The sequence below is a fragment of the Pinisolibacter sp. genome, assembly GCF_036782435.1.
GTDB lineage: Bacteria > Pseudomonadota > Alphaproteobacteria > Rhizobiales > Ancalomicrobiaceae > CALBKH01.
In genome coordinates this window covers 60,224-73,114 of record NZ_DAIPZB010000020.1, presented here as the reverse complement: position 1 = coordinate 73,114, position 12,891 = coordinate 60,224, and the positions used below count along the sequence as shown (strand labels likewise).

Below are 12,891 nucleotides of genomic sequence, written 5' to 3'. Positions count from 1 at the left end.
GTCTCCTGTCGACGGATTCCAGTTCAGAACGAGGACATCCCCGGGGGCAAGGTCAGGCCCTATCTGTGGATCGACGCGACCTACCTGAAGGTCCGGCAGAACGGACGGATCGTCTCGGTGGCGGTGATCGTCGCGGTCGGGGTCAACCGCAACGGTCGGCGCGAGGTGCTCGGCATGGACATCGGCCCGTCGGAGGCGGAGACCTTCTGGACCGCCTTCCTGCGCAAGCTCGCCCGCCGGGGTCTGCGCGGCGTGAAGCTGGTGATCTCCGACGCGCACGAGGGGATCAAGGCGGCGGTTTCGAAGGTGCTGACGGCGACGTGGCAACGGTGCCGGGTTCACTTCATGCGAAACGCCCTGGCGCATGCCGGCAAGAACGGCCGCCGGGTCGTCTCCGCCTTCATCGCCACGGCCTTCGCTCAGAACGACGCCGAGGCCGCCCGTCGTCAGTGGCGCGCCGTCGCCGACCAACTCCGGCCGAAGATGGCGACGCTCGCCACCTTCATGGACGACGCCGAGGCCGACGTGCTCGCCTACATGAGCTTCCCCGCCCCGCATCGGGCGAAGCTGCACAGCACCAACCCGCTCGAACGCCTCAAGGGCGAGATCAAGCGCCGCACCGAGGTCGTCGGCATCTTTCCCAACGAAGACGCCATCGTCCGACTGGTCGGGGCGATCCTGCTCGAACAGAACGATGAGTGGGCCGTCCAGCGCTCCCGCTACATGACTCTGGAAACGATCGCTGCCATCGGCGATGATCCCGCCGTCCTCGGCCTGCCGAACATGGCGGCCTGAGTACGCCGCCCATATTGGCGCGCCCCGCTGGCCAACGGTCAGCTACACCACCTCACGGGACACGATCAGGACTCGCCCGCCCGCCGGCGATCCGTCGGGCGCGACCGGTTCGGGCCGGACCGTCCCACGGCCCCTCTCCGCACCCCGCCGGCGATGCCGAAAAGGCAGTGAGATCGGTCGACGATGCGAGCCGGCGAACCTCCGTTCGGCCCCGATCGCGCCCTTCGGACCACCGCCGGGCGATCTCGCACCTCCGTAAGACGGCTGTTTTCCGCCACTTTCGGAGTGATCATCCGGTTCGCGACGATTTCCGGCGAAAACGGGCTTGCATCCGACTTCGAGCTGTTGCTATAGAGACGCCCGTCCGGCGGCGACGCCGGGCGGTACCCAAGGATGCGGGTGTAGCTCAGGGGTAGAGCACAACCTTGCCAAGGTTGGGGTCGAGGGTTCAAATCCCTTCGCCCGCTCCATTCTCCCTCCTCGGGAGAGCACGAAAAAGCCGCGGGAAACCGCGGCTTTCGTCGTTTCGGGCCATCCGATCGCCGGTAGTTTCTCAGGCAACCGCCGTCTTGATCATGTCGGCCGCCTTCTCGCCGATCATGATCGACGGGGCGTTGGTGTTGCCGCCGATCAGCGTCGGCATGATCGAGGCGTCGACCACCCTCAGCCCGGCGATGCCGCGCACCCTCAGTTCCGGATCGACCACCGCCCGATCGTCGACGCCCATGCGGCAGGTGCCGACCGGGTGATAGACCGTGTCGACGCGCGCCCGCAGGATGGCGCGGATGTCGTCGTCGGTCTCGACCCCTCGAGTGAAGAGATCGCGGCCGCGCACCGCCTTCAGCGCCGGTGCATCCATGATACGGCGGGTCGCCTTGAAGCCGGCCACCATGTCCTCGATGTCCTGCGGGTGGGTGAGGAACGCCGGGTCGATCAATGGCGCCGCCGTCGGATCGGCGGAGGCGAGAGTGACGCTGCCGCGGCTCTGCGGCCTCAGCAGGCAGAGATGGGCGGAGAAGCCGTGCCCCATCCGGAGTTTGCGCGCATGGTCGTCGACCATGGCGACGATGAAGTGGATCTGGATGTCCGGCGCCGGCAGGTCGGGCCGTGTCTTCAGGAAGCCGCCGGCCTCGGCGAAGTTGGAGGCGACGAGACCCCGCCGCTCACGCCGATAGCGCAGGATCTCCTTGATGAAGCGCAGCGTCCCGCCGGCCGAGATGCCGATGAGGTCGTGGCTGTCGGCCTGATAGCCGAAGATGAAGTCGGGGTGATCCTGCAGATCGGCGCCGACGCCGGGCAGGTGGTGGACGACCTCGAGACCGTGCGCCTTCAACTGCGCCGCATCGCCGATGCCGGAGAGCATCAGGATCTGCGGCGACTGCAACGCCCCGGCCGAGACGATCACCTCGCGCCGCGCCCGGAAGGTCTTCACCTCGCCGCCCTGACGGATCTCGACGCCGACCGCCCGGCCGTTCTCGACCAGGATGCGCAGCACCCGCGCCCCGCATTCGACCGCGAGATTGGGCCGCTTGCCGATGTGGGGATGGAGATAGCCGCGCGCCGCGCTCCAGCGCTCGCCGTTCTTCTGCGTCACCTGATAGACGCCGAAGCCCTCCTGTTCCGGCCCGTTGAAGTCGGAATTGGAGCGGAACTGCGCCTCGGTCGCCGCCTCGAGGAAGATCCGCTGCCACGGATTGTCGGTGCGCGGATAGGAGACCTCGAGAGGCCCGCCGGCCCCGTGCAGTCCGTCCGCCGCGAAGTCGGCGTTGTTCTCCGACCGCTTGAAATAGGGCAGGACGTCGTCGAAGCCCCAGCCGGTGTTGCCGAGCGCGGCCCAGTGATCGTAGTCCCAGCGATGGCCGCGGACGTAGATCATGGCATTGATCGCCGACGAACCGCCGAGCGTGCGCCCGCGCGGCTGATAGCCCCGCCGGCCGTTCAGCCCCGGCTGCGGCACCGTCTTGAAGCCCCAGTTGTGCAGCTTCGACGGCACCATCAGCGCGCCGGCGAGCGGCGTGCGGATGACCCAGTCGTCACCCCGGTCGCCGGCCTCGAAGAGGCACAGCGTCACCGACGGATCTTCGCTGAGGCGGCTCGCCACGGCCGATCCGGCCGATCCGCCGCCGAGCACCAGATAGTCGAACTCGCGTTTCACGTCGGACATTTCGTTCCTCCCGCCTCCGACAGGGACCCGATCAGGCGAAGCGCCTCAGCGCCGCCAGCATGCGATCGAAAGTCTTGCCGTAGGGAGGCTGCATGAAGCCGAGACCGGAGAGGTCCGGCCGATGGAAGATCGGTTTGAGGTGCGAGAAGGTGCGGAAGCCCCATTCGCCGTGATAGGCGCCCATGCCCGACGCCCCGACGCCGCCGAAGGGTTGGTTCTCCTGGGCGAGGTGGACGAGGCAGTCGTTGACGGTGACGCCGCCGGAGACGGTCTCCACCATCACCTTGTCGCGCGCCGCCGCGTCCGTGCCGAACCAGTAGAGCGCCAACGGCCGCTCGTCGGCGACGACCGTGGCGATCGCCTCGTCGGCGTTTCCGACCGGCACCACCGGCAGGATCGGTCCGAAGATCTCCTCCTGGCGAACCCGCATGTCGGGCGTCGTGTCGAGGAGGACGCAGGGCGGGAACTTCGCCGAATTCGACCAGCGGGTCGGATCGCCGACCGCCCATTCGACCTTGGCGCCCTTCGCCACGGCATCGTCGACCAACGCCTGCTGGCGCTGGCGATGCGGCGCGCAGACGATCGCGGTGTAGTCGGGGTTCGACGGATCTTCGCCGATCAGCTTGGCCACCGCCCCGCGATAGGCCGCGACGAAGGCCGCCTCGCGGCCCTTCGGCAACAACACGTAGTCCGGCGCCACACAGGTCTGGCCGGCGTTGAGCATCTTCGAGAAGGCGATGCGCGACGCCGCGTTCGCCACGTCGGCCGAAGCGTCGAGGATCGCCGGCGACTTGCCGCCGAGTTCGAGCGTCACCGGGGTCAGGTTCTTCGCCGCCGCTTCCGCCACCATGCGGCCGACCCGGGTCGAACCGGTGAAGAGCAGGTGATCGAAGGGCAGCGCCGTGAAGGCGCTCGCCACGTCCGGTCCGCCCTGGACCACCACCACCTCGTCGTCGCCGAAGCGCCGCGACAGGATCTCGGCGAGGAGGGCGGAGAAGCGCGGCGTCAACTCGCTCGGTTTGATCATCACCCGATTGCCGGCGGAAAGCGCCGCGGCGAGCGGCGCGAGGGTCAGCTGCAGCGGATAGTTCCACGGCGCCACCACGCCGACCAGCCCGAGCGGCTGCGGCATCAGCCGATTGCGCCCGGGCAGGAAGGCGAGTTCGGTCTTCACCCGTTTCGGCTTCATCCACCCTTTGAGATGGCGCAGCGTGTGTTTGATGCCGGCCTCGACGATGAAGGCCTCGGCCAGCCGCGTCTCCTGGACGCAGCGATGGCCGAAATCGGCCGAGATCGCCGCCTCGATCGCCGCCTCGTCCTCGGTCATCGCCGAGAGCAGGCGGCCGAGCCGATCCTTGCGGGTCGCGAGATCCGGGAAGGGGTCGCGGCGCGAGGCCGCGCGCAGCCGGGCGAAGATCGCCCCGACCCCGTCGGAGTCGGGGATCGCCGTCGAAAGGGTCACGTCCATGGCCGGTCCTCGCCTGTCGTTCGTTCTCAGTCTTCTTCTTCGTCGTCGAGCACCGTGTCGTCGCCGTCGAACAGTGCCGTCATGACGGCCCGTTCGCGCGACACGATGCGCTCGAGAAATTCGTCGGCGCCGCCCATCTTGCGGAAGGCGCGATAGCCGTCCTCGAGGAAGGTCTGCAGGTCGCCGAACCCGGCGAGCCGTGCCGGGCGTCGCATCAACGTCAGCGCCGTCCCGGTGAAGGCATGATGGGTCAGATGATCGAGCGCGTGGCCGAGATGCTCGATCAGATCGATCTGATGTTCGCGCTCGGCCCGTCGTCCGACCTTGCGATAGGCCGCGCCGTAGGCGGCCGCATCGATCGTCTCGATCCGCGCCCCCAGCGCCGTCACCATGTCGACGTCGAGCACCTCCGACAACGTGTCGAGTTCGATCGCGTCGGCGACCGTCTCCAGCCCCCAGATCGGCAGCATCTTGGCGATGGTGGGAACGACGCGGGCGATGTCGGCGTCGCGCTTCACCGTATCCTTGGCGCCGTAGAGCTCGGTCAGGAAGAATTCGGCGGTGTCGTGGAACCGCGCATCGGCGAGCAGATCGAAATGGGTGCGCGCCAGACGGTCGGATTGCCAGTCGCGCAGGAGAAGCCGTCGACGCGTCGCTTCCGCGTCGGTTCGGACCCGTCCGCGCAATTCGATCCCGGCTTCGAGACGGGCGGTAAGTCTTTCGACAGTTTCCGCTTTCGTGTCCATGAAAATTCTCTACCATCCTCGGTTAGAAAACGCCGCCTAAAGACGGTCCTGGTCCGTTCCGCCGAGAACGAGACCGGCGACCGGAACGAGAAGATGCGGCGGGTCCGCCGGCCTCACGACGGACGCGAGGGGAGCGCGGAGGAGAGACGCATGGCACGCGGCGAACGCATGTCTCCGGTCGACACCACCTGGTTGCGGATGGATCGGCCGAACAATCCCATGGTCATCGTCGGCGTCATCAAGCTCGCCGGCCCCGTCGATCCACGAGAGCTCGCCGCCACCCTCGCCGAGCGCCTCCTCGTCTATCGCCGCTTCGGCCAGAAGGCGGTGCGCGTCGCCGGCGGCATGTCCTGGGTCGACGACGCCCGTTTCGACATCACCCGCCACATCCATCACGTCCGCCTGCCCGGCGCCGCCGGTGACGCCGAACTCGAGCAATTCGTCGGCGAACTCGCCGCCACCCCGCTCGATCACTCGATCCCGCTCTGGCAGTACCACATCGTCGAAGGTTTCGAAGGCGGCGCCGCGGTGGTGGTGCGCATCCACCACGCCATCGCCGACGGCATCGCCCTGATCGGCGTCATGCTTTCGCTGACCGACGACCTGCACGGCCTCGACGAGCCCGCCGCCGACTGGACGGCGCGCTCCGAGGACGGCAAGGGCGACTGGTGGTCGAGCCTCTTCGCGCCCCTCGGCCGCGTCGTGAAGATGGGCACCAAACTGTCCGCGCGCATGGCCAAGGCTTCGAACCACAACGGCGGCGGCCCGGCCGCCCAGGCCCTCGGCCTGGTCAAGGACGGCGCCGGCATCGTCGGCGAACTCGCCGGCCTGCTGTTCATGGCCAACGACAGCCGGACGCCGCTCAAGGGCGTGCCGCACGGCAAGAAGAAGGTCGCCTGGGCCGAGCCGCTGCCGCTCTCCGAGGTCAAGACGATCGCGCACGCCCGCGGCTGCTCGGTCAACGACGTGCTGATGTCCTGCGTCGCCGGCGCCATCAACGCCTATCTCGCCGAACTCGGCGAGCCGACCCACGGCGTCGAGATCCGGGCGCTGATCCCGGTCAACCTGCGCGCGCCGGGCCGCCACCGCGAACTCGGCAACGAATTCGGCATCGTCACCCTGGTGCTGCCGGTTGGCATCGACGAACCGCTCGCCCGCCTCGCCGAGGTGCAGAAGCGCATGGACGCGCTGAAGCGCTCGCAGCAGGCCGGCGTCACCTACGGCCTCCTCGCCGTCCTCGGCTACACCCCGAAACTCGCCCAGGACGCCCTCTTCGGCATCCTGCTCTACCGGGCGACCGCGGTGATGACCAACGTTCCCGGTCCGCAGATGCCGTTGAAGATCGCCGGCGCCGAGATCTCGCAGCTGATGTTCTGGGTGCCGCAGTCGGGCGACATCGGCATCGGCGTGTCGATCCTCTCCTACAACGGCAAGGTCCAGTTCGGCCTCATCACCGACGCCGAGCTGGTGCCCGAACCGCGCCGGGTCATCGCCCATTTCGGCCCGCAGTTCGAACGCCTGCTCTATCTGACGCTGCTCGACTACGCCGAACGCGCCGAGGATCTCGCCAACGCCGAACATGCGGCTCATCCGAAGTCGCGCCATCGCCGCCGCAGCACCACCGCCGCCGCGACGCCGGCGGCGCCTCGGTCGCGTCGCAAGCCGGCCGCCACGAGCGCACCCGAGGCGTGAGACCATCGGTCATCGAAAATGACCGATGGTAATCCTGACGCGAATTTCTCATGCCTCTGATGCAGATGAGAAATTCGCGTGTCTTCGACGGCCGGGTGCCGCGGCACCTTCCGCCTCTGGTAGGACGCCGTCGCCCGGCCGGTCGATCCGACCGAACGGATCTTTCGGCCCCCACGTCAGTCCTCGAGTTCCTCCTTGGCGAGCTCGACGTCGAGCCGTTCCATCGCGTCCGCCGGCTTCGAGTTGGCCGCCTCGGCATAGAGGGCGACGGCCTGCTTCATCTTAGAATTGCCGAACATCATGACGAGACCGTTGGCGTATTCGATGCGGGCGACGGCCGAGTCCGGATTGAGCTTCACCGCCGTCTCGAAATGCTTCACCCCGTCGTCCTTGCTGGCGCCGTAGGTGAGGCCGCCGATCATGCCGCCGACCTTGTTGATGATCTCGGCGTGATAGGTGCCGAGCGCGATGTGGGCGTCGGCGTGCTTGGGCGCGCATTTCAATGCCGCCTCGAGGCTGGCGCGCACCTTGCCGGCCAGCCCCTGCGCCAGCGCCTTGCCGATCGAGATGCCCTGGGAGTAGCGGCCGAGCGCCTGGGCGTGGAGATAATGGGCGTTGGCGAGCCCCTTGGCCGCCGCCTGCAACTCCTCCGCCCGCGCCGCCGACGCCTGGAAGAGCTCGAGCTTGGCCGCGTCCTTCTCCTCGAGATAGGTGGCGTAGATGTTGGTCGCCTTGTTGGCGACGTTGGTGCCGAGGAGCCCGACCGACAGGCCCTTTTCCACCGCCTCGGCGAAGTCGCCGCGATGATAGGCGCGCCACGCGTCCTGCAGGATCTCCGCCGCCTCTTCGAGGCTCTGCTTCGGCTTCAGCTTCGGCGCGGCGTCGATGAGCCCCTTCAGGCCGGCGGCGTCCGGGAACGGCTCGCAGTCGCCGCGGTGCAGTCGCGGCCAGGCCTCGGCGAGCGCCGCCCCGGCATAGTCGTAGTCCTTCGAGGCGTGGGGAAAGGCGGTCCAACGCGGCTTCGCCATGATGCGTCTCCTCAACTTCTGTAGCGTTCGGCGAGATGATCGAGCAGTTCGCGCTCGCGCGGCGCGAGATAGGGAGCGGAGAGCGCCATGACCTGGTAGGCGCCGCGCGCCAGCGCTTCGCCGTCGTCCCAGTGGCGGGGATCGCGGACAAATTCGAAGGAGAGCCAGTAGGTGGCGATGAGCGTCATGTTCGACGCCAGCGCCTCGATGTCCCGCGGCGACGCCGTCATCCGCCCGTCGGCGACGAGGCCGCGCAGGATGGCCGCCGCGGTCGTCTGCTTGTGGGCGAGGATCAACCGGATCTGCCGCTCGAGCACCCGATAGCGCGACACCAGATCGGTGATGTCGCGATAGACGAACCGGTACTTCCAGATCGCCTCGAAGACGAGATGGAGGAACAACCACACGTCCTCGACGTCGGGCGCGCGCGTCCCCGGCGCCGCGAGCGTGTGCTCGATCTCGGCGCGGAAGGTGGCGAACAGCGCTTCGACGATCTTCTGCTTGGAGGGGAAGTGATAGTGCAGGTTGCCGGGCGAGATGCCCATCTCCTCGGCGATCGCCGACGGCGTGACACTCGGTTCGCCGTCGCGATTGAACAACGCCAGCGCCGTCTCGAGGATGCGCTCCTTCGTCCGTCGCTGCGGTTTGCGCGCCATGCCGACCGTTCCTCACCCCGTGCGGTGGCGGCTCTCCGGCCGAACCTTCCGCGACGTCGTCGACTGAAACGCGAATCCGCGCGCCACTCAACAGGTTCGACACCGTCGCCGGTCGATTTTCGGCGATTCCACCCCTCCGACCACCTCAAGAAGCGGTGGTGCGGGTCTTCAGCGCCGCGTCGAGGCGATCGAGCGCGTGGGTGAGATGGTACGTCGCCGGATGCCGCGGCACCCGTCGCGGCGGCGGCGAACCGGCGGTGATCGGCCGGCGCCGGCCGTGATCGAGGAGGTCGTCGTCGAGGGTGACGCCGTGGGCGGCGAAGATCGGCCCCAACTGCTCGCGCCGCCGCCTCAGATCGCCGAGGGTGCGCTCATAGGCGTGCTGCGCCAGACGTTTGCGCGAGGCGTAGGAGAAGATGTTGGCGAAGAAGATCTCCGCATCGCCCTGGTTCGGCTCGAACAGCAGCACGTCCGCATCCGGATACTCGGTGCGATAGCGGTCCATGCCGACCTTCATGCGCGAATGGATGATGGCGCGGAAGGTCTGCGACATCACCGCCGGCAGGCCGCGATCCATCAGCGAGATGCGATCGGCCCAGCCGTCGTCGTCGTCGTGGGTGAGGTCGGCGTTGAACGGCACCAGCGGATTGACGCAGAGGAGGAGCTTCGCCCCCTCCTTCAGCGCCACCGACGCGTGCAGCGTCTTCATCAAGGCGCCGTCGACGTAGTTGCGCCCGTCGATCTCCACCGGCGGGAACAGCCCGGGCAGCGCCGCGGACGCCTGCACGGCGCGCGAGATCGGCACGTGGTCCCATCCCGGCGCGCCGAAGGGCACCGCCTTGCCGCTGTCGAGGTCCGTGGCGACGAGGAAGAGCTTGTGCGGCAACTCGCGGAAGTCGTCGGTGCGACCCGGCGCCGACAGGAGTTTCTGCAGGAAGGCGGAGAAACCGACGTTGTCGAAGATGCCGGTCGGGATCGCCCGGCCGAGCCGCTGGAACGACGCGAAGAACCCCTTGGAGAAGGGATCGGCGAACCAGTGTTCCATCGCCTGGAAGGCGAGACCCGGGATCGAGGTGAGACGCCGGATGTATTCGCCGAACGCCGGCCGGAGCAGGATCTCCGGATCGAAGGCCTCGTAGGCCGACTCGTTCTCGATGAACATCGCGTGGATGTCCCGGGGCGAGAGCCCGTTGGCGAGACCGGAGGCGATCACGCCACCCGACGAGACGCCGACGTAGACGTCGCAGGCGGTGAAGTCCAGACCGCGAAGGGCATCCTGGAGAGCGACGAGCGCGCCGATCTCGTAGATCGCGCCGAGCGGGCCGCCGCCCGCCAGAGCGACACCGATCTTGTGTTGATGCCGCCGTGACATGCACCGATCCTCCGTTCACGGGACGGAAGCGACGACTTCGCCCGGGCGGGAGCGAATCTCGCCCCCGCTCCGGGAAAGTCGACCTCACGGCCGGGAGGACGTCAACCGGCGAGGTCCGTCTTGACCTCTTCGACGGCCTTTTCCGCCGCGACCTTCACGCGCTTGGCCGACGCGGCGACCTTCTTGGTGGTCATCTTCACCACCTGGGCCGTCTCGCCGACCGCTTCCATCACCGCTTCACCGGCCTTGCCGGCTTCCTTCTGGGTGGTGCCGGAGAGCTTCTTGGTGGCGGCGGTCAATTCGTGGATGCGGGCCGACAGCGCGTCGATGTCCTTCTTGGTCGGAACGTTGAGGCTGTTGAGGGCGCGGGCGACGCGCTCTTCGAACACGCTCTCGAGCTTGTCCCAGGTGCCGGTGGCGGCCTTGCGGGCCTCGGCGACCTTGTCTTCGGCGGCTTCACGGGTGCGCTTCTGGATGGTCTCGCCTTCCTTCACCAGGGCTTCGAACACCTTGGTGCCCTCTTCCTGCGCCTTGGCGAAGGCGCCGAGGCCGGCGAGCCAGATCTGATGCGCGGAATCCTTGATGGTCTGGGCGAGCTGCGTCTCACTCGAACCACCGGCGAGAGCTTTGAGCTTCTTGGCCATGATCTCGATCCTTCTGTTCCATGTCTCGCCACCCGGCGGGTGAGCGGTCTCGTTCGATGAGGTGAAGATAGCGATTGCTTTTAGAAACGGTCACCTAATCGACATGGACCCCGTCGAATTCTCGGAGATGCCTGCCGCGGCTCGAAATTTCGGTGTGTGATGCTGGCCGCTGCGGCCGATCCCGGGGGGCTTTTCACCGGCGAGACAGGGGTTACACTGGGTCAACGGCGCCGACTACGGCGATCCTCACGCCGAGGCGAGCGCCAGGGGGAAACGACCATGATCTATTTCGTCACCGGCGCCAGCGGCTTCATCGGCAAGCGCCTCGTGCGTACCTTGCTGGCGCGGCCGAAGACCACGGTCCATTTCCTGATGCGCCGGCCGACGCCGGAGCGCGTCGGCCGGCTGCTCGCCTTCTGGGGGGTCGACGCCAGCCGGGCGATCCCGGTCGAGGGCGATCTGACCAAGCCGGCGCTCGGCATCGACGAAGCCGAGACGAAGAAGCTCGCCGGCAAGGTGACCCACGTCTTCCACCTCGCCGCCATCTACGACCTCGAGGCCGATCCCGAAGCCGAGATGGTCGCCAACATCGAGGGCACCCGCAACGCCGTGCGCTTCGCCGAGGCGATCCGGGCGAAGCACTTCCACCACGTCTCCTCGATCGCCGCCGCCGGCATGTACGACGGCGTCTTCCGCGAGGACATGTTCGAGGAGGCGACCGGTCTCGACCATCCCTATTTCGCCTCCAAGCACCAGGCCGAGAAGGTGGTGCGCGGCGAGTGCAAGGTGCCGTGGCGGATCTATCGCCCCGGCATCGTCGTCGGCGATTCCATGACCGGCGAGATCGACAAGATCGACGGCCCCTACTACTTCTTCAAACTCATCCAGAAGCTGCGCCGCATGTTGCCGCCGTGGATGCCGACCATCGGCATCGAGGGCGGGCGCATCAACATCGTCCCGGTCGACTTCGTCGTCGCCGCGCTCGATCACATCGCCCATCTCGACGGTCACGACGGCGGCTGCTTCCACCTCACCGACCCCGAGCCGCGGCGCGTCGGCGACGTCCTCGCCATCTTCGCTTCGGCCGCCCACGCGCCGCGCATGGCGGCGCGGGTCAACGCCGCCCTCTTCGGCTTCGTGCCCCAGGCGCTGATCCGGCCGCTGATGGCGCTGACTCCGGTCCGCCGCATCCAGAAGACGGTGATGAAGGAGCTCGGCCTGCCGCCGGACATCTTCCGCTTCGTCAACTACCCGACCCGCTTCGACGCCCGCGAGGCCCAGCGCCTGCTCGAACCGGCCGGCATCCGCGTCCCCCACATCGAGGACTACGCCTGGCGGCTGTGGGACTACTGGGAGCGCCATCTCGACCCCGAACTGTTCATCGATCGATCGCTCAAAGGCCGGGTCGCGGGCCGCGTCGTGGTCGTCACCGGCGGCTCGGCCGGCATCGGCAAGGCCACCGCCTTCAAGCTCGCCGGCGCCGGCGCCAAGACCGTCATCGTCGCCCGCGACACCGAGAAGCTCGAAGCGGCCCGACAGGAAGCCGCCGCCCAGGGCCTCACCGTCCTCACCTACTCCGCCGATGTCACCGACGCCGAGCAGTGCGCCGATCTGGTCCGCCGGCTGCACGAGGATCACGGCGGCGTCGACATCCTGGTCAACAACGCCGGCCGCTCGATCCGCCGCGGCATCGAAGGGTCCTACGACCGCTTCCACGACTTCGAGCGGACCATGCAGGTGAACTATTTCGGCGCCCTGCGCCTCACCCTCGGCCTGTTGCCGAAGATGACCGAGAAGCGCCACGGCCACATCGTCAACATCTCCTCGATCGGCGTGCTGACCAACGCCCCGCGCTTCTCGGCCTATGTCGCCTCCAAGGCGGCGCTCGACGCCTGGACGCGCTGCGCCGCGTCCGAATTCCTCGATCGCGGCGTCGAGTTCACCACCATCAACATGCCGCTGGTGCGCACCGAGATGATCGCGCCCACCAAGTTCTACCGCCACGTCCCGACCCTCTCGCCGGAGGAGGCGGCGGATCTGGTGGTCCAGGCGATCGTCATGAAGCCGGCGCGGGTCGCCACCCAACTCGGCATCTTCGGTCAGGTGATCTACGCCGTGTCGCCGAAACTGGCGCAGGCGATCATGAACACCACCTTCCGCATGTTCCCGGATTCGGACGCGGCGCGGAACGCCAAGCCCGGCGAGGAGATGCCGACGGCCGATCAGATCACCGTCACGCAGATCATGCGCGGCCTGCATCTGTGAAACCGAGCGCACGGATTTTCGACCCGGTCGGAAACCCGTGTGCGAAGGCGAGCCCGACCGG

At 67.8% G+C, this 12,891-nt stretch carries 10 protein-coding genes and 1 tRNA gene; 4 read left to right on the top strand and 7 right to left on the bottom strand.

What is annotated here, in order from left to right:
- Together V7Q42_RS10695 and V7Q42_RS10690 are read left to right on the top strand one after the other, a co-directional pair.
- Window positions 1-795: IS256 family transposase (locus tag V7Q42_RS10695; protein WP_333824032.1), on the top strand; the 795-nt coding region annotated here is incomplete at its 5' end.
- Window positions 796-1,190: 395 nt separating this feature from the next.
- Window positions 1,191-1,265 (top strand) — tRNA-Gly (locus tag V7Q42_RS10690).
- A gap of 83 nt (window positions 1,266-1,348) precedes the next feature.
- On the opposite strand, the gene V7Q42_RS10685 is transcribed toward V7Q42_RS10690, so the two are convergent.
- Genes V7Q42_RS10685 through V7Q42_RS10675 form a run of 3 tightly spaced genes read right to left on the bottom strand, consistent with a single transcriptional unit; the run spans window position 1,349 to window position 5,173 of the window.
- Window positions 1,349-2,950 (bottom strand): GMC family oxidoreductase, encoded by a 1,602-nt coding sequence (locus V7Q42_RS10685; protein WP_442958186.1) that lies wholly within the window; start codon window positions 2,948-2,950, stop codon window positions 1,349-1,351.
- Between the two features lie 40 nt (window positions 2,951-2,990).
- Window positions 2,991-4,427 carry a coniferyl aldehyde dehydrogenase gene (locus tag V7Q42_RS10680; RefSeq protein WP_333824030.1) on the bottom strand — a complete coding sequence of 479 codons (1,437 nt, stop codon included), beginning with the start codon at window positions 4,425-4,427 and terminating at the stop codon, window positions 2,991-2,993.
- 26 nt (window positions 4,428-4,453) lie between these two features.
- A complete protein-coding gene (locus tag V7Q42_RS10675) occupies window positions 4,454-5,173 on the bottom strand; it encodes an FFLEELY motif protein (RefSeq protein ID WP_333824029.1) in 720 nt (239 codons plus the stop codon).
- 150 nt (window positions 5,174-5,323) lie between these two features.
- On the opposite strand from V7Q42_RS10675, the gene V7Q42_RS10670 reads away from it, so the two are divergent.
- Window positions 5,324-6,865 (top strand): wax ester/triacylglycerol synthase family O-acyltransferase, encoded by a 1,542-nt coding sequence (locus V7Q42_RS10670; RefSeq protein WP_333824028.1) that lies wholly within the window; start codon window positions 5,324-5,326, stop codon window positions 6,863-6,865.
- Between the two features lie 176 nt (window positions 6,866-7,041).
- Here the strand turns inward: V7Q42_RS10670 and V7Q42_RS10665 are convergent, their stop codons facing one another.
- The 4 genes from V7Q42_RS10665 to V7Q42_RS10650 all read right to left on the bottom strand — a co-directional run bounded on the left by V7Q42_RS10665 (window position 7,042) and on the right by V7Q42_RS10650 (window position 10,565).
- A complete protein-coding gene (locus V7Q42_RS10665; protein WP_333824026.1) occupies window positions 7,042-7,893 on the bottom strand; it encodes a hypothetical protein in 852 nt (283 codons plus the stop codon).
- 11 nt (window positions 7,894-7,904) lie between these two features.
- Window positions 7,905-8,549, bottom strand: coding sequence for a TetR/AcrR family transcriptional regulator (locus V7Q42_RS10660; RefSeq protein WP_333824025.1), 645 nt, complete (start codon window positions 8,547-8,549; stop codon window positions 7,905-7,907).
- Window positions 8,550-8,694: 145 nt separating this feature from the next.
- Window positions 8,695-9,921: a patatin-like phospholipase family protein gene (locus tag V7Q42_RS10655; RefSeq protein WP_333824024.1), complete on the bottom strand. Its 1,227-nt coding sequence runs from the start codon at window positions 9,919-9,921 to the stop codon at window positions 8,695-8,697.
- Between the two features lie 101 nt (window positions 9,922-10,022).
- Window positions 10,023-10,565 (bottom strand): phasin family protein, encoded by a 543-nt coding sequence (locus V7Q42_RS10650; RefSeq protein WP_333824023.1) that lies wholly within the window; start codon window positions 10,563-10,565, stop codon window positions 10,023-10,025.
- A 279-nt stretch (window positions 10,566-10,844) separates the two neighbouring features.
- On the opposite strand from V7Q42_RS10650, the gene V7Q42_RS10645 reads away from it, so the two are divergent.
- A complete protein-coding gene (locus tag V7Q42_RS10645) occupies window positions 10,845-12,830 on the top strand; it encodes an SDR family oxidoreductase (protein ID WP_333824022.1) in 1,986 nt (661 codons plus the stop codon).
- Window positions 12,831-12,891 lie beyond the last annotated feature (61 nt).